The organism is Pseudolysinimonas kribbensis, from assembly GCF_039531715.1.
Classification (GTDB): Bacteria; Actinomycetota; Actinomycetes; order Actinomycetales; family Microbacteriaceae; genus Pseudolysinimonas; species Pseudolysinimonas kribbensis.
The window spans coordinates 999,222-1,024,186 of sequence record NZ_BAAAQO010000002.1 but is presented as its reverse complement, the minus strand read 5'-3'; the positions used below and the strand labels follow the sequence as shown (position 1 = coordinate 1,024,186).

The 24,965-nt window shown below is 74.8% G+C and carries 23 protein-coding genes; 3 read left to right on the top strand and 20 right to left on the bottom strand.

What is annotated here, in order from left to right:
- Positions 1–16 precede the first annotated feature (16 nt).
- Positions 17–1,318, top strand: coding sequence for an MATE family efflux transporter (locus tag ABD285_RS05725; RefSeq protein ID WP_284254310.1), 1,302 nt, complete (start codon positions 17–19; stop codon positions 1,316–1,318).
- Between the two features lies 1 nt (position 1,319).
- Here ABD285_RS05725 and ABD285_RS05720 read toward each other — a convergent pair whose 3' ends face one another.
- Genes ABD285_RS05720 through pdhA form a run of 8 tightly spaced genes read right to left on the bottom strand, consistent with a single transcriptional unit; the run spans position 1,320 to position 10,831 of the window.
- Complete coding sequence (locus tag ABD285_RS05720) at positions 1,320–2,126, bottom strand: HpcH/HpaI aldolase/citrate lyase family protein (RefSeq protein ID WP_284254309.1); 807 nt, start codon at positions 2,124–2,126, stop codon at positions 1,320–1,322.
- On the bottom strand, positions 2,123–2,635 hold the full coding sequence (locus tag ABD285_RS05715; protein ID WP_284254308.1) for a MaoC family dehydratase: 513 nt from the start codon (positions 2,633–2,635) through the stop codon (positions 2,123–2,125). Before ABD285_RS05715 ends, ABD285_RS05720 begins: the two co-directional genes overlap by 4 nt.
- The gene (locus tag ABD285_RS05710; RefSeq protein WP_284254307.1) at positions 2,632–3,825 is read right to left on the bottom strand and encodes an acyl-CoA dehydrogenase family protein; all 1,194 of its coding nucleotides are present in this window, start codon (positions 3,823–3,825) and stop codon (positions 2,632–2,634) included. The genes ABD285_RS05715 and ABD285_RS05710 overlap by 4 nt, the downstream gene beginning before the upstream one ends.
- Positions 3,822–5,750 carry an ATP-binding protein gene (locus ABD285_RS05705; protein WP_344200987.1) on the bottom strand — a complete coding sequence of 643 codons (1,929 nt, stop codon included), beginning with the start codon at positions 5,748–5,750 and terminating at the stop codon, positions 3,822–3,824. The genes ABD285_RS05710 and ABD285_RS05705 overlap by 4 nt, the downstream gene beginning before the upstream one ends.
- A gap of 5 nt (positions 5,751–5,755) precedes the next feature.
- Entirely contained in the window at positions 5,756–7,363 is a 1,608-nt protein-coding gene (locus tag ABD285_RS05700; protein WP_284254306.1) for a carboxyl transferase domain-containing protein, read from the bottom strand.
- A gap of 11 nt (positions 7,364–7,374) precedes the next feature.
- Positions 7,375–8,646 carry a dihydrolipoamide acetyltransferase family protein gene (locus tag ABD285_RS05695; RefSeq protein ID WP_284254305.1) on the bottom strand — a complete coding sequence of 424 codons (1,272 nt, stop codon included), beginning with the start codon at positions 8,644–8,646 and terminating at the stop codon, positions 7,375–7,377.
- The gene (locus tag ABD285_RS05690; protein WP_284254304.1) at positions 8,643–9,704 is read right to left on the bottom strand and encodes an alpha-ketoacid dehydrogenase subunit beta; all 1,062 of its coding nucleotides are present in this window, start codon (positions 9,702–9,704) and stop codon (positions 8,643–8,645) included. The genes ABD285_RS05695 and ABD285_RS05690 overlap by 4 nt, the downstream gene beginning before the upstream one ends.
- Positions 9,701–10,831: a pyruvate dehydrogenase (acetyl-transferring) E1 component subunit alpha gene (gene pdhA / locus ABD285_RS05685; protein ID WP_344200982.1), complete on the bottom strand. Its 1,131-nt coding sequence runs from the start codon at positions 10,829–10,831 to the stop codon at positions 9,701–9,703. Before pdhA ends, ABD285_RS05690 begins: the two co-directional genes overlap by 4 nt.
- A gap of 127 nt (positions 10,832–10,958) precedes the next feature.
- On the opposite strand from pdhA, the gene ABD285_RS05680 reads away from it, so the two are divergent.
- Complete coding sequence (locus ABD285_RS05680; protein WP_344200979.1) at positions 10,959–11,447, top strand: Lrp/AsnC family transcriptional regulator; 489 nt, start codon at positions 10,959–10,961, stop codon at positions 11,445–11,447.
- 98 nt (positions 11,448–11,545) lie between these two features.
- Here ABD285_RS05680 and ABD285_RS05675 read toward each other — a convergent pair whose 3' ends face one another.
- From ABD285_RS05675 to ABD285_RS05640, 8 genes are all read right to left on the bottom strand, one after another.
- On the bottom strand, positions 11,546–12,085 hold the full coding sequence (locus tag ABD285_RS05675) for a GIY-YIG nuclease family protein (RefSeq protein WP_284254302.1): 540 nt from the start codon (positions 12,083–12,085) through the stop codon (positions 11,546–11,548).
- A 68-nt stretch (positions 12,086–12,153) separates the two neighbouring features.
- Entirely contained in the window at positions 12,154–13,767 is a 1,614-nt protein-coding gene (locus ABD285_RS05670) for an alkaline phosphatase family protein (RefSeq protein WP_344200976.1), read from the bottom strand.
- The gene (locus tag ABD285_RS05665) at positions 13,764–14,507 is read right to left on the bottom strand and encodes a RibD family protein (RefSeq protein WP_284254299.1); all 744 of its coding nucleotides are present in this window, start codon (positions 14,505–14,507) and stop codon (positions 13,764–13,766) included. The genes ABD285_RS05670 and ABD285_RS05665 overlap by 4 nt, the downstream gene beginning before the upstream one ends.
- Complete coding sequence (locus ABD285_RS05660) at positions 14,504–15,463, bottom strand: lysylphosphatidylglycerol synthase domain-containing protein (RefSeq protein WP_344200973.1); 960 nt, start codon at positions 15,461–15,463, stop codon at positions 14,504–14,506. The genes ABD285_RS05665 and ABD285_RS05660 overlap by 4 nt, the downstream gene beginning before the upstream one ends.
- Positions 15,451–16,266, bottom strand: a complete 816-nt coding sequence (locus ABD285_RS05655) for an SAM-dependent methyltransferase (RefSeq protein ID WP_284254297.1) — start codon at positions 16,264–16,266, stop codon at positions 15,451–15,453. The genes ABD285_RS05660 and ABD285_RS05655 overlap by 13 nt, the downstream gene beginning before the upstream one ends.
- A complete protein-coding gene (locus tag ABD285_RS05650; protein ID WP_284254296.1) occupies positions 16,263–17,285 on the bottom strand; it encodes a glycosyltransferase family 4 protein in 1,023 nt (340 codons plus the stop codon). The genes ABD285_RS05655 and ABD285_RS05650 overlap by 4 nt, the downstream gene beginning before the upstream one ends.
- The gene (locus ABD285_RS05645) at positions 17,282–17,692 is read right to left on the bottom strand and encodes a 6-pyruvoyl trahydropterin synthase family protein (protein WP_284254295.1); all 411 of its coding nucleotides are present in this window, start codon (positions 17,690–17,692) and stop codon (positions 17,282–17,284) included. The genes ABD285_RS05650 and ABD285_RS05645 overlap by 4 nt, the downstream gene beginning before the upstream one ends.
- A complete protein-coding gene (locus tag ABD285_RS05640) occupies positions 17,689–18,684 on the bottom strand; it encodes a zinc-dependent alcohol dehydrogenase (RefSeq protein WP_344200968.1) in 996 nt (331 codons plus the stop codon). Before ABD285_RS05640 ends, ABD285_RS05645 begins: the two co-directional genes overlap by 4 nt.
- A 50-nt stretch (positions 18,685–18,734) precedes the next feature.
- Between ABD285_RS05640 and ABD285_RS05635 the strand changes: the two genes are divergently transcribed.
- Positions 18,735–19,472, top strand: coding sequence for a CDP-alcohol phosphatidyltransferase family protein (locus tag ABD285_RS05635; RefSeq protein ID WP_284254294.1), 738 nt, complete (start codon positions 18,735–18,737; stop codon positions 19,470–19,472).
- Positions 19,473–19,666: 194 nt separating this feature from the next.
- Here the strand turns inward: ABD285_RS05635 and ABD285_RS05630 are convergent, their stop codons facing one another.
- Genes ABD285_RS05630 through hutH form a run of 4 tightly spaced genes read right to left on the bottom strand, consistent with a single transcriptional unit; the run spans position 19,667 to position 24,919 of the window.
- Positions 19,667–20,515: an arginase family protein gene (locus ABD285_RS05630; RefSeq protein WP_344200964.1), complete on the bottom strand. Its 849-nt coding sequence runs from the start codon at positions 20,513–20,515 to the stop codon at positions 19,667–19,669.
- Entirely contained in the window at positions 20,508–21,659 is a 1,152-nt protein-coding gene (gene hutI, locus ABD285_RS05625) for an imidazolonepropionase (protein WP_344200961.1), read from the bottom strand. Before hutI ends, ABD285_RS05630 begins: the two co-directional genes overlap by 8 nt.
- 24 nt (positions 21,660–21,683) lie before the next feature.
- Positions 21,684–23,345: a urocanate hydratase gene (gene hutU, locus ABD285_RS05620; RefSeq protein ID WP_284254293.1), complete on the bottom strand. Its 1,662-nt coding sequence runs from the start codon at positions 23,343–23,345 to the stop codon at positions 21,684–21,686.
- The gene (hutH, locus tag ABD285_RS05615; protein ID WP_344200958.1) at positions 23,342–24,919 is read right to left on the bottom strand and encodes a histidine ammonia-lyase; all 1,578 of its coding nucleotides are present in this window, start codon (positions 24,917–24,919) and stop codon (positions 23,342–23,344) included. The genes hutU and hutH overlap by 4 nt, the downstream gene beginning before the upstream one ends.
- Between the last annotated feature and the right edge of the window lie 46 nt (positions 24,920–24,965).

Genomic DNA, 24,965 nt, shown 5'->3' with positions numbered 1-24,965 from the left:
GATCGCGGCCCTCGCCGTGCCCGCCCTCGGTGCGCTCGTCGCGGAGCCGCTCTTCCTCGCGACCGACACGGCGCTCGTGGGGCACCTCGGCCCGGCCCGGCTCGCGGCCCTCGGGATCGCCGGCACGATCCTGCAGACCGCCATCGGCCTGCTCATCTTCCTGGCCTACGCGACGACGCCGACCGTCGCGCGGCGCCTCGGCGCGGGCGACCGGCCGGGCGCCGTCCGCGCCGGGATCGACGGGATGTGGCTGGCCGCCGGCATCGGCGTCGTGCTCGCGGCGGCCGGCTGGGTCGCATCACCCGCGCTGGCCGGGCTGTTCGACGCGTCCGCGCCCACGACTGTGGCGGCCGTCACCTATCTGCGGATCGCGCTGCTCGGCCTGCCGTCGATGCTCGTCGTCGTCGCCGCGACCGGGCTGTTCCGCGGGATGCAGGACACCCGCACGCCGCTCGCGATCGCCGTCGTCGGCTTCGCGGCGAACGCGGGTCTCAACGCCGTGCTCATCTACGGCGTCGGCTGGGGCATCGCCGGCTCGGCGACGGGCACCGTCGTCGCGCAGACCGGGATGGCGGCGGCCTGCGTCGTCATCGCGATCCGGACCGCGCGACGCGAGGGCACGACGCTGCGACCCGGGCTCGCCGGGGTCTCGTCATCCGCGCTCACGGGCGGCTGGCTCCTCGTGCGCACCCTCTCGCTGCGCGTCGCGCTCGTCGCCACCATCGCCGTCGCGTCGGCCGACGGCACCACGACGCTCGCGGCTCAGCAGGTGCTGTTCACGCTGTTCTCGACGATGGCGCTCACTCTCGACGCCTTCGCGATCGCCGGCCAGGCGCTCATCGGCCACGGGCTCGGCGCCGCCGACGTGCCGCGGGTGCGGGCGGTCCTGCGGCGCCTGCTCGGCTGGGGCGCCGTCACCGCGATCGCGCTCGGCGTCGGGCTCGGGGCCGTCTCGCCGGTGATCGGCGCCGTGTTCACCTCGGACCCCGACGTGCGCGCGGCGATCGTGCCCGGCGTCATCGTGCTCGCGGCGGCGCAGCCGCTCGCGGCCGTCGTGTTCGTGCTCGACGGGGTGCTCATCGGCGCGGGCGACGTGCGCTACCTCGCCTGGACCGGTGTGCTCAACCTCGCCGTGTTCGCTCCGCTGCTCGCACTCGCGGCGCTCGTGCCCGCGGGGGCGCCGGCGATCCTGGCGATCCAGCTCGCGTTCTGCGTCGGGTACCTCGCGGCACGATGCGTGACCCTGTCGCTGCGGGCGCGGGGGACGAGGTGGATCGTGACGGGAGTCCCGACCGCGGGGCGCGGGGCGCCGGCGTAGCTCAATCCCGAACGGGACCGCGGCGCAGGATCGACTCCGCGTGGCGGATGACGGGGCCGTCGACCATGCGGCCGTCGAGGCGGAACACGCCGCCGTGCTCGCGGGCGGCATCCACGATGCGGCGGGCCTCGGCCATCTCCTCGGGGGTGGGTGCGTAGGCGCGGCGGATCACGTCGACGTGCGAGGGGTGGATGCAGGCGGTCGCCGCGAAACCGACGGCCGCGGCGTCCTCGGCCTCCGCCGCCAGGCCCTCGAGGTCGGCGAGGTCGAGGTGCACCGTGTCGATCGCGGGGATGCCGGCCGCGGCCGCCGCGAGCAGCACCGTCGAGCGCGCGTGCCGGGCGACGTCGCGGTAGGCGCCCGCCGCATCCCGGCTGGAGGTGCCGCCGAGGGACGCCACGAGGTCTTCGGCACCCCACATGAGCGCGACGACGCCCTCGCGCCCGGCGAGCTCCCGCGCGTCGAGAACGCCGGCCGCGGTCTCGCACAGCGCGACGACGTCGAGGCCCGGCAGGGGCGGCATCCGGGCATCGGCCTTCGGCACCATCACCGTTCGGTAGCCGGCGGCGCGCACCGCCTCGAGGTCGGCCCCCTGGTCGGAGGAGCCGGTCTCGTTGACCCGCACGATCACCCGCGCCGGGTCGAGGAGGGTCGTGGTCAGCGCCTCCCGGGCGGCATCCCGGCTCCCGGGAGCCACCGCGTCCTCGAGGTCGAGGATCACGGCATCGGCCCGCTCGAGCGCCTTCGCGAAGCGATCGGGGCGATCGGCCGGGCAGAACAGCAGAGCCGGCCCGAGGGCGAGGCTCACGGTGCGGTCCGGACCAGGGTCGTGCGGATGGCGCGACCGACGACCGTGCCGTGCTGGTTGCGGCCGACATGCTCCAGGGTCACGATGCCCTGGCCCGGCCGGCTCTTCGAGAGCCGCTTGTCGAGCACCGTCGTCTCGGAGTAGAGGGTGTCGCCCGGCCGCAGCGGGTGCGGGAACGTCACGTCGGTGAAGCCGAGGTTGGCGACGATCGTGCCGAGCGTGAGCTGGGTCACCGAGGCGCCGACCATCGTCGAGAGCGTCCACATCGAGTTCATGAGCCGGCCGCCGAACTCGGTCGTCGCGGCCCACGCCTCGTCGAGGTGCAGCCCCTGCGTGTTCATCGTGAGCGTCGTGAACAGGGTGTTGTCGGCCTCGGTCGCGGTGCGCCCCGGGCGGTGCAGGTAGCGGGTGCCGACCTCGAACTCCTCGAACCAGAGGCCGCGCTGCTCGACCGTGCGGCCCTCGCCGGCCCGCTCGGCCCCGGCGCCCGCGTCACCGGCGCCCGTCATCGCCCGTCCGCGGTGGCGAGTCCGAGCTCGCGGGTCAGCACCATGAGCTGCACCTCCGTCGTGCCCTCGCCGATCTCGAGGATCTTCGAGTCACGGTAGTGCCGCGCGACCGCGTTCTCGTTGAGGAACCCGTAGCCGCCCCAGATCTGCGCGGCGTCGCGCGCGTTGTCCATCGCGGCCTCCGACCCGATGAGCTTGGCCATGGATGCCTCCGCCTTGAAGGGCCGGCCGTTCACCATCTTCCGCGCCGCGTGCATCCACGCGAGCCGTGCCGAATGGGCGCGCACCTGCATGCGGGCGATCTTGAACGCGATGTGCTGGTTCGATCCGATCGAGTGGCCGAACACGTTGCGGGTCTTCGCGTAGCGCAGCGCCTCCTCGAAGCAGCCGAGCGCCGCCCCCGCGCAGAGCGCCGCGAAGGCGATGCGCCCCTCGTCGAGCGACTGCAGGAAGTTCGCGTAGCCGCGGCCGCGTTCTCCGAGTAGGTACGACTCCGGCACGTGCACGTCGTCGAGCGTGAGCGGATGGGTGTCGCTGGTGTGCCAGCCGACCTTGTCGTAGCCCGGCTCGGCCCGGAACCCCGGCGTGCCGGTCGGCACGATGATCGACGAGAGCTCCTTCTTGATGGAGCCGTCGGCGCGCTCGGACTCCCCGGTCACGGCCGTGATCGTGACGAGCGAGGTGATCGGCGTGCCGGAGTTGGTGATGAACTGCTTGGTGCCGTCGATGATCCACTCGCCGTCGGCGAGGCGCGCGGTGGTCTTGGTCGCCCCCGCGTCGGAGCCCGCCTCGGCCTCCGTCAGCCCGAAGCCGGCCAGGGCGCGACCGGCCACGAGATCCGGCAGCCAGCGCTCCTTCTGCTCGGTCGTGCCGTGCCGGAAGATCGGCATCATGCCGAGCCCGACCCCCGCCTCGAGCGTCACCGCGAGGCTCTGGTCGACGCGCGCCAGGGCCTCGACCGCGAGGCACAGCGACACGTAGTCCTGCCCCTGCCCGCCGAACTCCGTCGGGAAGGGCAGGCCGAACAGCCCCATCTCGCCCATCCGGCCGATGATGTCCATCGGCAGGGTGCGATCGGTGTCGTACCGGTAGGCGCGCGGTGCGACGACCTCGTCCGCGAACGCGCGGACGTCGTCGCTGAGCTTCTGCTGCTGCGGGGTGAGCTCTGCGGTCGTGGGCAGAGTGCTCATGGAACCTCCTGGGGTGTGGCGGGTGTTTCGATCGTCGCGACGACCTGGTCGCGTCGGACGAGGTGGCCCGGCAGCAGTGCGATGCGCACGACGCCGGCGAGCGGGGCGAGGAGGGAGTGCTCCATCTTCATGGCCTCGACCGTGAGGAGCAGGGCCCCGGCCTCGACGACCTCGCCGTCGCGCACCGCGACCTGGACGACGGTGCCCGGCATGGCCGCTCGGACCTCGGGGCTGACCGGCCCGGATGCGCGCTCGCGCGAGGCGAGCCGGCGGGCGAGGACGGTGGCGCGGTCGGGGGCGTCGACCGCGCGGGTGCGGCCGTCGCGATGCAGCCAGACCGTGGCGCCGTCGGGATCGGCGACCGCGTGGATCGTCTCGCTGCGGCCGTCGATCGTGAGCCGGTACGCCGTCCCGCCGAGCGGCGTGAGCGTCGTGCCCGGCGCCTCGGTCGTGCGGCCCGCACGCCACCCGTCGGCGCGCCACGGCGACCCTGCCTGCTCGGCTCTTCCGAAATGCAGGACCAGCGAGGCGGCCGCGCGGTCCTCGGCGGAGGAATTCCCGGAATCCGGGGCTCCCAGACGGTCGATCAGGTCGACATCCACGCGCCCCTCCTGCATTTCGGAAAGCGCCAGGAGGTCGTGCAAGAACCCCATGTTCGTGTCGAGGCCGAGCACTCGGCCGGCGGCGAGCATCCCGTCGAGCCGGGCGAGCGCCTCCGCGCGGTCCGCACCCGTCGCGATCGCCTTGGCGAGCATCGGGTCGTAGTCGCCCGTGACCACGAGACCGGGGATCAGCGCGCTGTCCCAGCGCCATCCCTCCCCCGCCGGCTGGCCGAGGTCGAGCACGGTGCCGGTCGCCGGGAGGAAGCCGCGCTCGGGCGACTCGGCGTAGATGCGCGCCTCGATCGCGTGGCCGCGGAGCTCGACGTCGTCCTGGGTCAGCGGCAGCGGCTCGCCGGCGGCGATGCGCAGCTGCAGCTCGACGAGATCGAGGCCGGTGATCTGCTCGGTGACCGGATGCTCGACCTGCAGCCGGGTGTTCATCTCGATGAAGAAGAAGGCATCCGGGTCGCCGTCCGACACGAGGAACTCGACCGTGCCGGCCCCCTCGTACCCGACGCTGCGCGCGACCTCGCACGCGGCCGCCCCCATGCGATCGCGCTGCGCGGGCGTCAGCAGCGGCGACGGCGCCTCCTCGATCACCTTCTGGTGCCGGCGCTGCAGCGAGCACTCGCGCTCGCCGAGGTGGATGACGTGGCCGTGCCGGTCGGCCATGACCTGCACCTCGATGTGCCGCGGCCGCTCGACGAGCCGCTCGAGCAGCAGCGTGTCGTCGCCGAACGCGGCGGCCGCGACCCGGCGCGCCGAGGCGAGCGCCGGGGCGAGCTCGGGCTCGGCGGTCACCACTTGCATGCCCTTGCCGCCGCCGCCCGCGGCCGGCTTGACCAGCAGCGGGAAGCCGACGTCACGAGCCGCCGCCGCGAGCTCCTCGTCACCCAGTCCGTGGCCGTCGCTGCCCGGCACGACCGGCACGCCGCGCGCGGCGACCGTCTGCTTGGCTGCGATCTTGTCAGCCATGATGGCCATGGCATCCGGACCCGGACCGATGAAGACGATGCCCGCCTCGGCGCATGCGCGCGCGAAGTCCGGGCTCTCGGAGAGGAACCCGTACCCGGGGTGGATCGCCTCCGCGCCCGAGCGTCGCGCGGCGGCGATGAGCGCGTCGACCGAGAGGTAGCTCTCGGCCGCGGGAGCCGGGCCGATGCGCACGGCCTCGTCCGCCATCCGGACGTGCAGGGCATCCGCGTCGGCGTCGCTGTGGACGGCGACCGACCGGATGCCGAGCCGTCGCAGCGTGCGGATCACGCGCACCGCGATCTCGCCGCGGTTCGCGACGAGGACGGTCCGGAACGGTCGGGAGGTCATCGCCATCACATCCGGAACAGGCCGAAGCGGCGCTCGGGCAGCGGCGTGCGCGAGCAGACCTCGAGGGCCATGCCGAGCACCCGGCGGGTGTCGAGGGGGTCCAGGATGCCGTCGTCCCACAGCCGCGCCGTCGCGTAATAGGGGTCGCCGGCCTTCTCGTACGCGGCGCGGATCGGCTCGCGGAACGCCGCCTCGTCCTCGGCGCTCCACTGCTCGCCGCGCGCCTCGAGCTGGTCGCGCTTGACGGTCGCGAGCACCGAGGCGGCCTGCGGGCCGCCCATGACCGAGATGCGGCTCGCCGGCCAGGTCCAGAGGAAGCGCGGCGAGTACGCGCGGCCGCACATCGAGTAGTTGCCGGCCCCGAAGGAGCCGCCGACGATGACCGTCAGCTTCGGCACGCGCGTGGTCGCGACGGCGGTGACCATCTTCGCGCCGTCCTTGGCGATGCCGCCGGCCTCGGCATCCCGGCCCACCATGAAGCCGGAGATGTTCTGCAGGAACAGCAGCGGGATGCCGCGCTGGTCGCACAGCTCGATGAAGTGCGCGCCCTTCAGCGACGACTCGCGCAGCAGCACGCCCTGGTTGGCGAGGATGCCGACCGGATGCCCGTGGATGTGCGCGAACCCGGTCACGAGGGTCGTGCCGTACTCCGCCTTGAACTCCTGGAACGCGGAGCCGTCGACGAGGCGGGCGATGATCTCGCGGGGGTCGGACGGCTGCTGCACATCGACGGGCACCGCCGCGTACAGGCCCTCCGGGTCGACGACCGGGTCGATCGACTCGAGCACCTGCCAGGCCGGCGCCGGATCGGGCGGCAGGGTCGCGACGATGCTCCGGACGATCTCGAGGGCGTGCTCGTCGTCCTCCGCGAGGTGGTCGGTCACCCCGGAGACGCGCGAGTGCAGCTCGCCGCCGCCGAGCTCCTCGGCGGTCACGATCTCGCCGATCGCGGCCTTCACGAGCGGCGGGCCGCCGAGGAAGATCGTGCCCTGGTTGCGCACGATGACCGTCTCGTCGCTCATCGCCGGCACGTAGGCGCCGCCGGCGGTCGACGATCCCAGCACCGCCGCGATCTGCGGGATGCGCTCCGCCGACAGCCGCGACTGGTTGTAGAAGATGCGGCCGAAGTGGTCGCGGTCGGGGAAGACCTCGTCCTGCATCGGCAGGAACGCGCCGCCGGAGTCGACGAGGTAGAGGCAGGGCAGCCGGTTCTCGAGGGCGACCTCCTGGGCGCGCAGGTGCTTCTTGACCGTCATCGGGTAGTAGGTGCCGCCCTTGACCGTCGCGTCGTTGGCGACGATCATCGCGAGCCGCCCGGAGACGACGCCGATGCCCGCGACCACGCCGGCGCCCGGGGTGTCGTCGTCGTAGAGCTCGTGCGCGGCGAGCGGTGCGAGCTCCAGGAACGGGCTGCCCTCGTCGAGCAGCCGGTCCACGCGGTCGCGCGGCAGGAGCTTGCCGCGCGCGACGTGCCGCTCGCGCGAGCTCGCCGGCCCGCCGAGCGCCGCGGTCGCGAGACGCTCGCGCAGCTCACCGGCGAGCGCCCGCTGGGCCGCATCGTTCGCGGCCGGGCCCGCGGCGGCAGGGTCGACGGAGGTCGTCAGGACGGTCATGCGCGATCTTCTCAGTTCCGCGCGAACGCGAGGGCGGGGTCGGCGAGCAGCTCGCCGACGTCGTGCAGGAACCGCGCGGCCCGCTCGCCGTCGACCACCCGGTGGTCGAACGAGAGGCTCAGCGTGCACACCTGGCGCAGCGCGACGTCGCCGTCGTGCTCCCACGGCCGGCGCTGCACCGCACCGACCGCGAGGATCCCGGTCTCGCCCGGGTTCAGGATCGGCGTGCCGCCCTCGACGCCGAAGACGCCGATATTGGTGACCGTGAAGGTGCCGCCCTGGAACCGCGCCGGCTCGGTCCGGCCCGACCGCGCCGTCTCGGTGAGCCCGCCGAGCGCCGCTGCGAGGTCGAGCAGGCCGAGGGGGCCGGCATCCGGGATGTTGGGCACGACCAGCCCGCGCTCGGTCGCGACCGCGATCCCGAGGTTCACGCGCGCGTACTCGACGATCTGCCCGGTGGCGTCGTCCCACGAGCTGTTGAGCTCCGGATGCCGGCGCAGCGCGAGGCACACCGCGCGGGCGACGGCGGCGAGCACGGTGATCCGGATGCCGGCCGCGTCGCGGCTCGCCCCCACCCGTTCCAGGAGCTCCATGGTGGGGGTGACGTCGATGGTGGTCCAGACGCTCGCGTGCGGTGCCGTGAACGCGCTGCGCACCATCGCCTCGGCGGTGCGCTTGCGCACCCCGTGCACCGGGATGCGCTTGTCCTCGGGGCCGCCCTCGCGGGTCGAGGAGCCCGCTTCCGGCGGGCGGATCGCGACCCCACCCGCCGCTGCCGCCTCGACGTCCTCCCGCGTCACGAGCCCGTCGGGCCCATGGCCGGTGACGTGCTCGATGTCCACCCCGAGTCGTGCCGCGAGTTGCCGCACGGGCGGTGTCGACGCCACGCGCTCGTGCGCGTCGCGGTGCTCCGGAGCCGGTGCCGGCGTCTCGATGCGCGGGCGGCGGCGGGGGTGGTCGCCGGACTCCGGGGCGGCGCCGTAGCCCACGAGGGTCGCTTCGCGCTGCTCCGGTGCGGGCGCGACCGGCTCACCCACCGAGTCGGCCAGCTCGAACGTCACCAGCGGCTGCCCCACGCTCACGGTCGTGCCCGGCTCGGCGTGCAGCCGCGCGACGATGCCGGTCACCGGCGAGGGCAGCTCGACGAGCGCCTTCGCCGTCTCGACCTCGGCGATCACCTGGTTCAGCTCGACCGGGTCGCCCTCGGCGATGCGCCAGCTCACGATCTCCGACTCGGTCAGGCCCTCCCCGAGGTCGGGCAGCACGAACTCCCGCGTCGTCATCGCACCGGCTCCGGCGTGCGCACCGCGAGGGACTCGGTGGCTGGCGCGGGCTCGGCGGACACCGGCGACGCCGCGACCCGGCCGAGCACGCGATCCACCCCGTCGAGCACGCGGTCGAGGTCGGGCAGGTGGTGCTTCTCGAGCTTGGCGACCGGGTACGGGATGTCGTGGCCCGTCACGCGCACCGGCGCGGCCTCCAGGAAGGGGAAGCACCGCTCCGTCAGCGTCGCCGCGATCTCCGCGCCGAACCCGCCGTGCCGCGCGGCCTCGTGCACGACCACGAGCCGGCCGGTGCGGCGCACCGACGCCTCCACGCTCTCCCAGTCGACCGGCGACAGCGAGCGCAGGTCGATGACCTCGATGCTGACGCCCTCGTCGCCGGCTGCGGCAGCGGCATCCAGGCACACGCCCGTCATCGCGCCGTAGGTGACGACGGTCACGTCCGTGCCCTCGGCGACGACGCGCGCCCGGTCGAGCGGCAGCGCCGTGCGCAGGTCGACCCGCTCGTCGACCTCGGCCTTGACGTGGTAGCGGCGCTTGGGCTCGAAGAACACCACGGGGTCGTCGCAGGCGATCGCCTGGCGCAGCATGACCGCGCCGTCCTGCGGGGTCGACGCGACGACCGTGCGGATGCCGGCGGTGTGCGCGAAGTACGCCTCGGGCGACTCCGAGTGGTGCTCGGCCGCGCCGATCCCGCCGCCGACCGGGATCCGCATCGTGATCGGCAGCGTCACCGCGCCGCCGGTGCGGTAATGCATCTTCGCCAGCTGCGACACGATCTGGTCGAACGCGGGGTAGACGAACCCGTCGAACTGGATCTCGACCACCGGGCGGAACCCGTGCATCGCCAGCCCGACCGCCGTGCCGAGGATGCCGGCCTCCGCGAGCGGGGTGTCGATCACCCGGCGCGGGCCGAACTCGGCCTGCAGTCCGTCGGTCACCCGGAAGACGCCGCCGTTCACCCCGATGTCCTCACCGAGGAGCACGACGCGGTCGTCCTCGGCGAGCGCGCGGTGCAGGGCCGAGCGCAGCGCGCCGCCGAACGTGAGTCGGGTCATCGATCCACCTCCACGAATCCGTTCGCGTCCGCGAAACCGGCCAGGTACCGCTGGTACTCGGCGCGCTCCCGCTCGATGGTCCGGTTGGGCTCGGCGTAGACGTGGTCGAAGACGGCGAGCGGCTCCGGGTCGGCGAGGGCGACGCATCCGGCGCGCAGCTCGGCCGCCGCCGCGTCGGCCGCCGCCGCGACCTCCCGCTCAGCCTCGTCGTCGAGCACGCCCTCCGAGCGCAGCAGCGCCGCCAGCCGGTCGATCGGGTCGCGCTCCGCCCACGCCGCGACTTCCTCCGCCGTGCGGTAGCGGGTGGGGTCGTCGGCGGTGGTGTGCGGACCCATCCGGTACGTCACGGCCTCGATGAGCGTCGGGCCGCCGCCGGTGTGCGCCCGCTCGAGCGCCTCGCGGGTGACCGCGTAGACGGCGAGCGCGTCGTTGCCGTCGACCCGCACCGACGGGATGCCGAAGCCCAGACCGCGGTCCGCGAGCTCGCCCGGCGCCTGCAGCGTCACGGGCTCGGAGATGGCCCACTGGTTGTTCTGGCAGAAGAAGATCACCGGCAGACGGAACGACGCGGCGAACACCATCGCCTCCGCGACATCGCCCTCGCTCATCGCGCCGTCGCCGAGGTAGGCGACCGCGGCATCCGGATGCTGCTCGCCGCGCTCGATCGTCTCGCCGAGCGCCCAGCCCACCGCGTGCAGCGTGTGCGCGCCGATGATGACCTGCTGGGTGGCGAGCCGGATCTCGTGCGGGTTCCACCCCGTGCCCGCGACGCCGCGCCAGACCTTGACGAGGTCGGCGCCGCGCACGCCGCGGTGCAGCGCGAGGCCGTGCTCGCGGTAGCTCGTGAAGACGAAGTCGCCGGGGGTGAGCGCACGGGCCGACGCGAGCTGCGCGGCCTCCTGGCCGCGCACCGGCGGCCACAGCCCGAGCTCGCCCTGACGCTGCAGGGCGGTGGCCTCGTCATCGATGCGGCGCAGGATCCGCATCTCGCGGTACAGGTCGAGCAACGCGGCGGGGGTGAGCTCCGCCGCGAGCGCGTCGTGCTCGGGGGAGGAGCGCCGCACGCCGTCCGGGCTCAGCAGCTGCACGAGACCGCTCTCGTCGATCTCCGCCGGCGTCCTCGCCATCGTCGCCTCCCGCATCGTCGCGTCGCGTCTCCATCGTCGCGCGATGCGCCGATCCGTTCAAGATCGCCACCGCATCCTGAACAGAGTGCGTAGCGTGAGACGCCGCTTGCTTGCTAGCCTGCGCAGTATGCCCGGTCTCGACGCCGTCGACCTCGACCTGCTCACGGCCCTCGCCGACGACCCGCGTGCCTCCCTCGTCGCGCTCGCCGAGCGGCTCGGGGTCTCGCGCAACACGGTCTACGCGCGGATGTCGCGACTGGAGGCATCCGGCGCCTTCCTCGCGTTCGACCGGCGCATCGCCCCCGAGGCGCTCGGTTACCCCGTGACGGCGTTCATCACGGTGACGACGCGGCAGAAGGAGCTCGCGCGCATCGTCGCGGCGATGGCCGAGATCCCCGAGGTGCTGCAGGCGCACGGCATGAGCGGATCGAGCGACCTGGTCGCGACGGTCGTGTCGCCCGACATCCACCGGCTGTTCGACGTGGATGCCGCGATCCTCGCGATCGACGGCGTCGAGCGCACCGAGACCTCGCTCTCGATGGGCGAGCTCATCCCGTACCGCGTGCAGCCCCTCGTGGAGCGACGGCGGCGCGCGCTGCGGGGGCGCGCGGAGTGACGGGCGCCGCGCCGCCCAAGTCGGGCAGCGGCGGCCCTTCGTCGATCCCCGCTCGACGAAGGACGGCGCCTGCCCGAGTTTCCGCGGGGAGAGGCGGGTCAGAGCCGCGCCGCGAGGGCGGCGCTCACCCAGCGGGCGTGGAGGTCCCACGGGTCGCGGCCGCCGGCGAGCGCGTCGATGTGGGTGGCGATCAGCGGCGTGAGGCGGAACCACTCCGAGCCCGGATAGCGGTCCCCCGCGAACTGCTCGTGCCGTCGGCGCTCGAGGCGGCGGTCACCGCGCTCGAAGGCCAGCACCTCCTCGTGGCGGATCGCGGCGAAGCGCTGCCGCGGGCTCGCGGTCGTGCCGATCTTCACCCGGTCGGCGAACCGCAGGTAGTAGACGACGTCGACCCGCGGCGGTGCGAGATCGGGGTCGGGCACGTCGCCGGGACGCCACTCGCAGACCGCGCACGCCCATCCGGACGGATACCGGATGCCGACCCGCGCCCCGCACGCCGCGCACGGCGCCGGCAGCAGATCCTCGACCCCGTCGCGCCGGGTCGCCCACGCGCCGGCCTCGGCGAGGTGCGGCGTGCACAGCGGGAGCGGGGCGTCCGGCTCGGACGTCGCACGGCATCCGGGGATCGCGCATCGCATCGCGCCAGTGTCGCCTCCGCCCCCGACGCCGCGGCCCCCGACGCCGCGGCCCGCGACCACCCGCCCCGCTACCCCGTGGTGCTGCCGTAGGCGGCGAGGAACCGGTCGCGGAAGGCGTCCATCCGCCAGAGCGGGGCCGCGGCGGTCGGGAGCAGGCCGTCCTGCCAGTGCCAGCCCGCGACATCCCGCAGCACGGCCGGGTCCTTCGCGATGATGCTGACCGGCACCACGTGGTTCGCGCCCGCCCCGCTGACGATCGTCGCGGGCTGATGGTCGCCGAGGGCGACGACGACGAGGTTCGGGTCGTCGACGTTCCTCAGGAACGAGAACAGCGACCCCAGCGAGTACTGCACGGACTGCCCGTAGTACTGCCGCACGAGGGCCGGGTCCCGCCAGACGACGCTCGACGGCTGGCTCTGCGCGGGCTGCGGCGCGTAGATCGTGCCGTCGCCGATCTGCGACCACGGCACGAGCTGCGGCAGCGGTGCCCACGGCGTGTGCGACGAGACGAGGTCGATCTCGGCCATCACCGGGGTGTGCGGGCCGGTCAGCTGGTGGTCGGCGAAGTACTTGAGCGTGTACTGGTCCGGGACGCGGGCGTAGCCGAACGAGGGCCCCGCGTAGCCGACGTTGCCGTCGTCGTAGGCGGTGCCGTAGTGATAGAACGACGAGGCGTACGACCACGGGTGCGTGTCGGAGGGCACGTCGCTCACGGTGTTCCAGCCGGCGCCGCGGAACGCGTCGCTCAGGGTGAGGCGCTTCGTGCGGATGATCTTGTCGTACAGGGACTGCGAGTCGACCCACAGGCCGGTCTGCAGCGTGGAGTGGGCCAGCCAGCTCACGCCGCCGAAGGTGGGCGAGGTCAGCCACGCGCTCTGCGCGTGATATCCCTCGGCGGCGAGCTGGGTCTCGCCGCCGCGCAACGTGCGGTCGACCCCGCCCGAGAAGCTCGTGTCCTGCACCGCGACCTGGCCGTAGCTCTCGACGAAGGCGAAGATCACGTCCTTGCCCTTCAGGCGCGTCAGCAGATCGGATGCCGGCGCCGCCGCGTACGGATCGTCCCGCACGCGCTCCGCCAGGTCGGCCTGCGCCCGCGCGGTGTCGCCGGCCCGCCCGGCGGCCGACGCGATCGTGTCGACGGATGCCGCGGCCGCCGCCGGCTCGCCGGCGACGAGCTGCGATCCGGCGAGCGCGCCGACCACCCACACCGCGGTCACGGTCGTCGCGACCGCGGTGCCGCGGACGAGGTGGCGCCGGATCGCGGCGTCCGTGCGCAGCGCCGCCCACGCGAGCACGACGACGAGCGCGAGCGCGGCGAAGGCGGCGAGGACCGCGAGCAGCGCCGCGGGCACGACGCCGATCGAATCCGCGACGACCCCGAACGCATCGCCGAGCTGCCGCCACTCGCTCGGATCGAAGTGCGTGTCGAGGATCGACTCGTACCCGGTGTCGATGCCGGCCAGCAGGAGCGCCGCCACCACCACCATCCCGTAGACGACGGCGACCGACCGGCGCACCGCGCGCCACGGCAGCAGCGCGAGCAGCAGCACGACGACGAGCGACTCGACCGGGATGCGCACGAGGGCGGCCGGCGACCCGGTCGCGAGCACGCCGGGGGCCAGCGGCGCGGCGACCAGCAGGGCGACGGCGAGGACCGTGGCCGCGCCCGGGGCGCGCCTCACCGAGCGCCCAGCGTCGCGAGCTGGCGCGGCTGCGCGCGGAGGACCGGGGCCGGCCGCCCGAACCGCTCCGACAGGGCGTAGCGCAGCAGCACGACGTCGCCGACCTGCCGCGTCTCGGCCAGTGGTGCGCGCCGCGCGGCCGTCCACGGGAACGCGCCCGGCCCGACCACGCGCGGGGCGCGCGACTCCCCCACGAAGAACGGCGCGATCACGAGCTGCAGCTCGTCGACGAGGTCGTCGGCGAGGAACTGCGTCAGCAGCTGCCCACCGCCCTCGACCATGAGGCGCCGGATGCCGCGGTCGGCCAGGTCGTCGAGCACCGCGGCCATGGTGACGCGCTCCCCGAGGCCGACGACGGTGGCGGCCCCGGCGATCCGGGATCGCAGCCGGCGCGCGCGGGCGACCGGCGCGTAGACGTAGCGGTCGACGTCACCGGCCGTGAAGAACGCCGCGTCGCGGGGCAGGTCGCCGCTCGAGGTGACGGTGACCTTCGCGGGGCCGGCGGGCATGCCGGCCTCGACGCGGCGCATCCGGCGCTCGGCGCTGCGCACGAGCAGGCGCGGGTTGTCGCGGCGCAGCGTCGAGGCGCCGACCATGATCGCGTCGTGGCCGGCGCGCACCTCGTCGACCCGGTCGAAGTCGGCGGCGTTCGACATCGCGAGGCGCCGCGGCGGGTCGCCGTCGAGGTAGCCGTCGATCGACATCGCGCAGCTCAGGGTGACGTAGGGGCGCTCGGTCATGCGGGAATCTCCTGCGGGACGGGGACGGGACGGCGGGTGGGGGCGCGGGATGCGGCGATCCGGTCCGCGACGAGCACGATCGCGCCCGGGGCGAGCGCGATCATCGTCAGCACGCCGAACGCGGCGGAGGCGGCGAGACCGGCGCCGGATCCGAGGCCGACGAGGGCGAACGCGGATGCGGACGCCGCCTCCCGCGGCCCCCACCCGCCCAGGTTCACGGGCACGGATCCCGCCGAGAGCGCGACGAGGGCGAGCACGATCAGCTCCCGCGGCGACGCCGCGACCCCGGTGGCGAGACACGCGATGACGAAGGCCGCCGCGTGGCACGCGACGACGATCGCCGACGACGCGACGACCGCGAGCACGCGTCCGGGGGAGGCGGCGACGCGGCGCAGGTCGGCGAGCTCGCGGCGGGCGAGACGCCGGCCGCGCGGGGTGGCCGCGACGATGCCGAGCGCCGCGGCGGCGGCGAGCACGATCACGGCGGCGAGCGCCAGGGTGCCCGGGAGGACCGCCGACGCACCGAGCACGGTCAGCACGGCGACAACGAGCACGAGTTGGGCCAGCTGCCCGGCGATGCGCTCGGTCGCGACGGCCCGCGCCGCGGCGACCGGCTGCGCAGCGCCGCGGCCGTGCCGGTAGGCACGGTGCACGTCGCCGAGCACGCCGCCCGGCAGCACGGTGTTGAGGAACTGCGAGCGGTAGTAGGCGGCGACCGCCGCGGGCCACGTGAGCGGGATGCCGAGGGCGCCGGCGACGACGCTCCAGCGCCACGCCGCGGCGGCGGTCGCGGCGGCGGCGAGCAGCACCGCACCCAGGATCGGGACGGGCGTGAGGCTCGCGATGCCGCGCAGGAAGGGGCCGGCGCCGACGGCCGCGACGGTGGCGGCGACCACCGCGGCGCCCATCGCGGGCACGAGGAGGCGCCGCACGAGCGGCGGCGTCAGGCGGGCCATGCGAGCAGATCCTCGTGATGGACGTCGACCCGCAGCGCCCCGGCGGCGAGCTGGGCGAGGCGACGGGCGCGATACGGGATGGCGGCGGCGGACAGCTCCGGGCGCTGCTCCACGGCGGCGACGATCCAGCCGTCGAGCCACGCCTCGACGAGCGCGGCGTCGGCCGGTCCGAGTCGCCACGGGGTGCGCTCGGCGCGGGTGGGCCATCCGGCGTCGGCGAACAAGCGCGCGATGGTGGGGCCGGCGTCGGGTCCGAGCAGCCGGCGTCCGGCGGCGATCCGGCGCTGGTGCTCGTCGAACGCGGCCTCGAGCTCTGCATCGAGCGGATGGACCGGATGGAGGTCGATGCGGCCGGTGACGCTCAGGCTGAACAGCGCGGGCGCCCGGGACGCGACGCACGCCGCGACGATCCGGCGCGCCTCATCGGCGGTCACGACGTCGAGCAGCGCGGAGGCGGTGACGAGCGCCGCGCCCGCGATCGCCGCCGGGTCGAGCTCCGCGAGCGGCTCGACGCTCGTGCGCACGGTGACCGGCCGACCGTCGGCGTCACGGGCGAACCCGCTGCCGACGTGGGCCAGGATGCCCGGGTCGCCGTCGTGCAGCACCCAGGTCTGCGGGCCGGGCAGCCGCGGCGCGAGCCAGCGCATCATCGCCCCCGTGCCGCTGCCGAGGTCGTGCACCTCGAGCGGACCGGCGGGGAGCAGCCGCGCCGCCCGGGCGGCGAGCGCGGCGGAGCGTGCGGCGTCGTCGGCCGGTCCGCGGAGGGCGAGCCAGTCCGGCGTGACGAGCGAGATGGCGCTCATGCGGCCACCAGGGCCTCGTCGACGCGCGCGACCGTGTCGGCCCAGCGCGGTGCGAGGGCGCGGGCCCGCAGCGCCTCGATGCGCAGTCGCGCGCGCAGGGCGGGGTCGGTCATCCAGCGCCGGAGGGCGTCGGCCAGCGCGTCCGCGTCGCCGGGCGGCACCAGGATGGCGCCCCCGCCGGCGACCGCCTCGGGGATGCCGCCCGCCTCGGTCGCGATCACGGGCATCCCGCGTCGGCGCGCGTCGACGATCGCCATGCCGAAGCTCTCCGCGCGGGAGGGCGCCACGAGCACGCCCACGCGGCGGTGCGCCCGGTCGAGGTCGCCGCCGTCGAGCACGCCGGGCAGCCGGACGCGCTGCCCGAACGGCTCGGCCGCCACCGCGACCCGCGCGGCGAAGGCGGGATCGGTTGCGCGCGAGCCCGCGAGCGTGAGCGTCCAGTCACCGTCCACCTGCGCGAGCGCGTCGAGCAGCACGTCCTGGCCCTTGTGCGGCGCGAGCACGCCGACGCACAGCAGGTCGCGGTGACCGACCGGACCGACCGCCGGCGGGCGCTCGTGACTGCCCGGCACGGCGACGATGACCCGCGAGCGCTCGACGAACCCGCGGCGCACGAGCTCCGCGGCGGTCCAGCGGCTCGTCGCGATGACTCCGGCGGCGGCCCGGAACGTCCGGCGCTCGGCCTCCACGGCGTCGGCCGTCGCGCCCGGGAACGCCGACGCCACCATGTGGGCCAGCACGACCGGATGCCCGCGCCGCGCCGCCGACTCGACCGCGGCGGGCGCCCATCCGGCCACGAGCCCGTCGACGAGCGCCACCCCGCCGCTCGGCAGCCCGTCGAGCGCCTCCGCGACCTGCTCCGCCTCCGCGGCCTCGGCCGTGCGCACCGCCCACCCGTGCCGGCCGAGCCCGTCGCGCACCTCCCGGTCGTACACGTTGCCCCCGCTCACCCGCGCCGGATCGTCGAGCCCCGCCGGCACGACGAATCGCAGCGCGCGCGCCGCGCCGGGCACGCTCACAGCGCCACCTCGTAGGAGGCCCACGCCACGTGCGACTCGTGCAGCGTGACCGCGATCCCCGTGAGCTCGGCCGGGGCGAAGTCGCCGGATCGCGCCCGGTCGGCCAGCCGATCGCCAAGCAGCTGGCAGAGCCGCTCGGTCGTCGTATTGATGCCGGCGAGGTCCGGTTCCTCATCCAGGTTGCGATACGACAGGGATGCCACCAGCTCCCCCAGCGCCCGCGTCGCCCGCCCGATGTCGACCACGATCCCGTCCGCGTCGAGCCGCTCCGCGCGGAAGGTCGCGTCGACGACGTAGGTCGCGCCGTGCAGCCGCTGCGCCGGACCGAACACCGCGCCGCGCAGGCTGTGGGCGATCATCAGGTGATCGCGCACGGTCACCGAGAATCCCGGCGTCACGGCGCTCATGCGGCACTCCAGTCGATCGTGTGGCAGAGGCCCGTGTCGGTGCCCGCGGCGAGCGCCGCCGCGACGTCCGGCAGGGCGGTGTACGGCGACGGGCCGCTCAGCAGCACGTCGAACGCCGGGTCGGCGAGCAGCTCGAGGGCGAGCGCGAGCCGCTGCCGCATCGTCCGGCGCTCCCGACGGGCGGACGCGACCGCGCCGACCTGGCTGGAGCGCAGCGTGAGCCGGCGGGAGTGGAAGTCGGCGCCCAGCTCGAGCGGCACCGGCCGGCTGCCGAACCAGCTCGCGACGACGACGTCGCTGTCGGTCGCCGCGAGCCGGAGCGCGAGCGCGAGCCCCGCGGGGGAGGCGCTGGCCTCGATCACGATGTCGCGGTCGGGGGTGGCGTCATCGGGGGAGGCGAAGGCCGCGCCGAGGGCGGCGGCCATCGGCGCCTTGGCCCGGTCGACATCCACGAGCTCCACCTCGACGCCCGGGATGCCGGCCGCGAGCCGCGCGATGGAGCAGCCGATCATGCCCGCGCCGACCACCGTCACGCGGTCGCCCAGTCGCGGGGCGGCATCCCAGAGCACGTTCACGGCGGTCTCGACCGCGCCCGCGAGCACCGCGCGGCGGGCCGGAACGCCCGCCGGGACGGGCGTCACCGCGTCGGCCGGCAGCACCGAGCGGGACTGGTGCGGCGCGAGCGAGAAGACGGTGCGGCCGTCGAGCGGCCCGCCCTCCACGACGCCGACGGTGAGGTAGCCGTACTTCACGGGGAACGGGAACGCGCCCTCCTGGAACGGCGCCCGCATCCGGTCGCGCTCCGACGCCGGCACCTCGCCGCGCAGCACGAGGGTCTCGGTGCCGCGGCTGATGCCGGTCCACAGGGTGCGCACGAGCACCTCGCCGGCGCCCGGATCGCGCAGCGGCTCGGCGCGCAGTTCGCCCGTGCCGGGTCCGGTCGTCCACCACGCGACCCGCTCGGATCGCTCGCGCGAGTGAACCCTGCGCACCCCCGCACTCGTATCCACCGTGAACGCCATAACGGATACACGGAGGCGCCATGGCCCGGGTTCACCTCGCCCCCTGGGGATGGGTGCTGGGCGGGGGCGCGGCGCTCGCCGGCACCGACCTCGCCGCCGGCCTGTCACCGCTCGGCTGGGCGGCGGGCGCCCTCTGGCTGCTCGGCTCGACGACGCTCCTCACGATCGGCCTGGTGCGGCGCCGGATGCGCCGGTTCGGCCCGGCCAACGCGGTCACGGCCACGCGCTCGGCGCTCGTCGCCGTCGTCACGGCGCTGACGGCCACGTCGTTCACGCAGCCGATCCCGACCGCACTGCTCGTCGGCGTGACCGTCCCGGCGCTCGCGCTCGACGCGGTCGACGGGTGGATGGCGCGGCGCACGGGCACGGCCAGCGAGCTCGGCGCGCGCTTCGACATGGAGGTGGACGCGTTCCTGCTGCTCGTGCTGAGCGCGTTCGTCGCGCCGACGGTCGGCGGGTGGGCGCTCGCGATCGGCCTCCTGCGCTACGCGTTCGTCGCGGCCGGGTGGGCGCTGCCCTGGATGCGGGCGACGCTGCCTTTCCGCTACTGGCGCAAGGTCGTGACGGCCGTGTGCGGGATCGCGCTCACCCTCGCCGCGACCGGCCTGCTGCCGCCGGTGACCGACGCGGTCGTCGTCGGCGTCGCGCTCGCGCTGCTGGTCGAGTCGTTCGGCCGGGATGCCGGGTGGCTGATCCGGCGCCGTTCGACATCTCCGGCGAGCCCGCCTACGGTACCGGGATGGACACCGCCTCGATGATCCTGGGTGCCGCCCTCGCCTCCGTCGGCTGGATCGCCTGGACCGTGTGGTCCCGGTCCCGGAGGCCCGAGCAGGGTCGCGACTCCTCCGAGTAGGACCGGGCTACCAGCCGATCGAGAAGCCGCCGTCGCTCTTGATGAGCTGACCGGTCGTCCAGGCGCCCGCTGCCGCGCAGACCGATGCTCCCACAGCGTTCAGCGGGTCGCGAAGCCGCGGATCGCCTCGAGAACGCAGAGCGCGACGAGGCGCACGGTGCGGCCGTCGGGGGTGTCGAGGGTCGCATCCACCTCGGTCAGGTCGATCGAGACGACGCCCGGGTGCGCACCGGCGGCGCGCGCGGCGGCCCGCAGCTCGAGCGCCGAGATGCCGCCGGGCACCGACGCGGGGCACGCGGGCGCCACGGCGCGGTCGCACACGTCGACGTCCAGGTCGACGTGGATGGCGGTCCCGTCCGCGGCGACCGCGTCGAGCGCCGCGGTCATCGCGTCGCCGAGCGGTGTCGTCAGGAGCGCCGAGCGTTCGACGACGGTGATGCCGGCCTCGTCCGCTCGGGCGCGGTAGGCCGCGGAGTTGGCGAGCGGCTCGATCCCGAGCTGCGCGATCCGGCGACCCGGGATGCCGTGCTCGAGCACCTGCCGCACCGGCGACCCGTTCGACACCCCGTCGCGCAGGTCGTGGTGGGCGTCGACGGTCACGAGGGCGCCGGTCCCGCGGCCGAGCGCGACGGGGACCGCGGCCGCGTTGTCGCCGCCGAGCGCGATCACCAGCCGGGCGTCGAGCGCGGCGACGGCCGCCGTCGCGTCGGCGAGGGAGGAATCGGGGTCGACGAGGTCGCCCGCGTCGACGATCGTCAGCCCGGTCTCGACCGAGTACCGGCGAAGGGCGTCGCGCACGGCGGCGGGGGTGGTGTGGCATCCCCCCGGGGTGATCGAGGTCGACCAGGTCGGAACGCCGACGATCGCGACATCGGCCCTCTCGCCCGGGGTCGGCGCGGGCCAGTCGCCGGCGCGCGGCCAGAGCGGGTCGTGATGCAGTTCAGACAACGCGCGCCCCCTTCCGCCACACCGCCCGGGTGAGCGGCACGCCCGGCCGGTAGGCGAGGTGCGACACCGACGGTGCGTCGAGCAGCTGGAGGTCGGCCGGGCCGCCGACGACGAGGGTGCCGGTGTCGTCGCTGAGACGGAGCGCCCGGGCGCCGCCGCGGGTGGCCGCCCGCAGCGCCTCGTCGAGGGTCAGGCGCAGCTGCAGCACGGCGGTGGCGACGCAGAACGGCATCGAGGTCGTGTACGACGAACCGGGGTTGCAGTTGCTGGCGAGGGCGACGGTCGCGCCCGCGTCGATCAGCTCGCGCGCGGGCGGGAACGCCTCCCGGGTCGAGAGGTCGGTCGCCGGCAGCAGGGTCGCCACGGTGTCCGAGCCGGCGAGCGCGTCGATGTCGGCGAGCGAGAGGTGATTGCAGTGGTCGACGCTCGCGGCGCCGAGCTCGATTGCGAGCGCGACCCCGCCGGACTCGCCGAGCTGGTTGCCGTGCACGCGCAGGCCGAGCCCCGCGGCGCGGCCGGCCGCCAGTACCTCGCGCGACTGGTCGACATCGAAGGCGCCCGTCTCGCAGAACACGTCGATGAAGCGCACCCACGGACGCACGGCCTCCAGCATCGGGCCGGTCACGAGGTCGACGTAGGCGCGCGGGTCGATGCCGGCGGGCACGACGTGGGCGCCCAGGAACGTCACGACGTCGGCGACCTCCGCCGCGAGCTCAGCGCTGCGACGCTCGGTCTCGACGTCGAGCCCGTACCCGGTCTTGGTCTCGAGGAACGTCGTGCCCTGGCGCTGCGCCTCGGCGCGCAGCCGGCGCAGGTTCGCCCGCAGGTCGTCGTCGCTCGCGGCGCGGGTGGCCGTCACCGTGGCCCCGATGCCGCCCGCGGAATACGCCCGCCCCGCCATCCGCTCCTCGAACTCCGCGGAGCGGTCGCCCGCGAACACCAGGTGCGAGTGCGAGTCGACCCAGCCGGGCAGCACCGCGCCCCCGGCCGCGTCGAACCTGCGGTCGGCGGCCGGCGCCGATGCCGCCGCGCCGATCCACGCGATCCGGTCCCCGTCGATCACGAGGGCCGCGTCGCGTCGACGCTCCTCCCCGTCGGCGAGCGTCGTCAGCTCGCCGATGCCGGTGATCAGCTCGGATGCCATGTGCGCGCCGCCCCCGGGGCGTCCTCAGTCGCCCTCGAGCATGGGCACCCGCAGCCCGCGCTCCCGCGCGACCTCGGCCGCGTGCTCGTATCCGGCATCCACGTGGCGCATGACGCCCGTGCCCGGGTCGTTGGTCAGCACCCGCTCGAGCTTCTGCGCCGCGAGCTCGGTGCCGTCGGCGACGATGACCTGACCGGCGTGGATGCTGCGCCCGATCCCGACGCCGCCGCCGTGATGGATCGACACCCAGGTCGCGCCCGACGCCGTGTTGAGCATCGCGTTCAGCAACGGCCAGTCGGCGATCGCATCGGACCCGTCCTTCATGTCCTCGGTCTCGCGGTACGGCGAGGCCACCGAGCCCGCGTCGAGGTGGTCACGCCCGATCACGATGGGCGCCGACACGCGGCCCGACGCGACGAGCTCGTTGAACTTCAGGCCCGCGAGGTGGCGCTCGCGATAGCCGAGCCAGCAGATGCGGGCCGGCAGTCCCTCGAACTGCACCTTCTCCTGCGCCTGCGTGATCCAGCGCCGCAGCGCCGCATCCTCCGGGAACAGCTCGAGCACCGCCTTGTCGGTCTCGAGGATGTCGGCCGGGTCGCCCGAGAGCGCCACCCACCGGAACGGCCCCTTGCCCTCCTCGAACAGCGGCCGGATGTAGGCGGGCACGAAGCCGGGGAAGGCGAACGCGTCGGCGCAACCGCCGAGCCGCGCCCCGGCGCGCAACGAGTTGCCGTAGTCGAATACCTCGGCGCCGCGCCGGGAGAAGCCCACCATCGCCTCGACGTGGCGTGCCATGGATTCGTACGCGCGGGACGTGAAGCCGTCCGGGTCGGCGGCCGCGGCATCCCGCCAGTCGGCGACCTCGATGCCCTCCGGCAGGTAGCTGAGCGGATCGTGCGCGCTCGTCTGGTCGGTCACGATGTCGACCGGCGCCTCGCGCCGCAGCAGCTCCGGCAGCACCGCCGCGGTGTTGCCCACGACGCCGATCGACAGCGCCCGCCTCTCGGCGACCGCGGCCGCCGCGCGGGCGAGCGCGTCGTCGAGGTCGGTCGCCAGCTCGTCGAGGTAGCCGTGGTCGATGCGGCGCCGCAGCCGGGTCTCGTCGACGTCGATCACGATGACGACGCCGCCGTTCATGGTGACGGCGAGCGGCTGCGCGCCGCCCATGCCGCCGCACCCTCCGGTCACCGTGAGGCTCCCCGCGAGGGTGCCGCCGAAGCGCTTCTCGGCGATCGCGGCGAAGCACTCGTACGTGCCCTGCAGGATGCCCTGGGTGCCGATGTAGATCCACGAGCCGGCCGTCATCTGGCCGTACATCGTGAGGCCGAGGCCCTCGAGCCGGCGGAACTCGGGCCAGGTCGCCCAGTCGGGCACGAGGTTGGAGTTGGCGATGAGCACCCGCGGCGCCCACTCGTGGGTGCGGAAGACCCCGACCGGCTTGCCCGACTGCACGAGCAGGGTCTCGTCGGCCTGGAGGGTGCGCAGCGTGCGCACGATCGCGTCGAACGCGTCCCAGCTGCGCGCGGCGCGGCCGGTGCCCCCATAGACGACGAGGTCGTCGGGACGTTCGGCGACCTCGGGATCGAGGTTGTTCATGAGCATCCGCAGCGCGGCCTCGGTCTGCCAGCTGCGGGCGGTGAGCTCCGCGCCCCGCGGGGCGCGGACGGGTCGGGCGGCGGCCGTCATGCGTCCTCCTGGTCGGTCGGGACGGGGGTGGATGCCGCGAGCGGCATGAGCACGGGAGCGAGCGCCTCGCTCCCCACCAGCTCCACGACCGCCGCGATCTCGGGCGCGAGGAACCGGTCGGGCCCGGGCCCCGGCACGGCCGCGCGGAGGAGCTCGCGCAGGCGCGCGATCCCCGCGCTCGAGGTCAGCGGCGCCCGGAGGTCGAGCGCACGCGCCGCGGTGAGCAGCTCGATCGCGATCACCTGCCGCAGCCCGTCGACGGCACGACGCAGCTTCCGCGCCGCCGACCACCCCATCGACACGTGGTCCTCCTGCATCGCCGAGGTCGGGATCGAGTCCACCGACGCCGGCACCGCCAGGCGCTTGAGATCGGAGACCAGCGACGCCGCCGTGTACTGCGCGATCATGAGGCCCGAGTCGACGCCGGGGTCATCGGCGAGGAACGGCGGGAGGCCGCCGCTGCGGGCGGGGTCGAGCATCCGGTCGACGCGCCGCTCCGACATCGAGGCGACGTCGGCCGCGGCGATCGCGAGGAAGTCGAGCACGTACCCGATCGGCGCGCCGTGGAAGTTGCCGTTCGACTCCAGCCGGCCGTCGAGGGTGACGACGGGGTTGTCGATCGCCGAGCCCAGCTCGATGCTCGCGACCCGCTCGGCATGGTCCACGGTGTCGCGGGCGGCGCCGTGCACCTGCGGGGCGCATCGCAGCGAGTACGCGTCCTGCACCCGCGGATCGTCGGGACCGGCGTGGCTCGCGACGATCGGCGATCCGGCGAGCAGGGTGCGGATGAGCGTCGCCGAGCGCGCCTGCCCCGGATGCGGCCGCAGCGCCTGCAGGTCGGCGGCGAACACGCGGTCGGTGCCGAGCAGTGCCTCGATGCTCATCGCCGCCGCCGCGTCGGCCGCGTCGAGCAGCGCGCGCAGGTCGTGGATCGCGAGGCAGAGCTGGCCCAGCATCCCGTCGGTGCCGTTGATGAGGGCGAGGCCCTCCTTCTCGACGAGCTCGACCGGCTTCAGGCCGGCCGCGGCGAGGGCGTCGCCGCCGGGGATGCGCGTGCCGTCGGGCGCGACGGCCTCGCCCTCGCCGGTCGCGACCAGCGCGATGTGCGCGAGGGGCGCGAGATCGCCGGAGCAGCCGAGCGACCCGTTCTCGTGCACCGCCGGCACGACGTCCGCGTCGAGCATGCCGGCGTAGAGCCGCACGACCTCCGGTCGCACACCGGTGCGCGCCGTCGCGAGGGTCTGCAGCCGCAGCAGCATCGTCGCGCGCACCACCTCGCGCTCCACGAGCGGGCCGGCGCCCGCGGCGTGCGAGCGGATGAGCGAGCGCTGCAGAGCCCGGCGGCGCTCCGGCGGGATCGACGTCGACGCGAGCGCCCCGAATCCCGTCGAGACGCCGTAGTGCGGCACGGGGTCGTCGGCGAGGCCGTCGACGATCGCCCGACTGGCCGCGACCCTGTCGAGGACGGCGTCGTCGAGAGTCACGCTCGCACGCCCGCGAGCGACGCGCACCACGTCCTCCACCGTCAGCGGCACGCCATCCAGCCGCACCCCGTCGTCGGCGTCGTCGTCCATGGCCCTCATTCCAGCCGACCCGCGCCCGTTCGGGATGCCACAATGG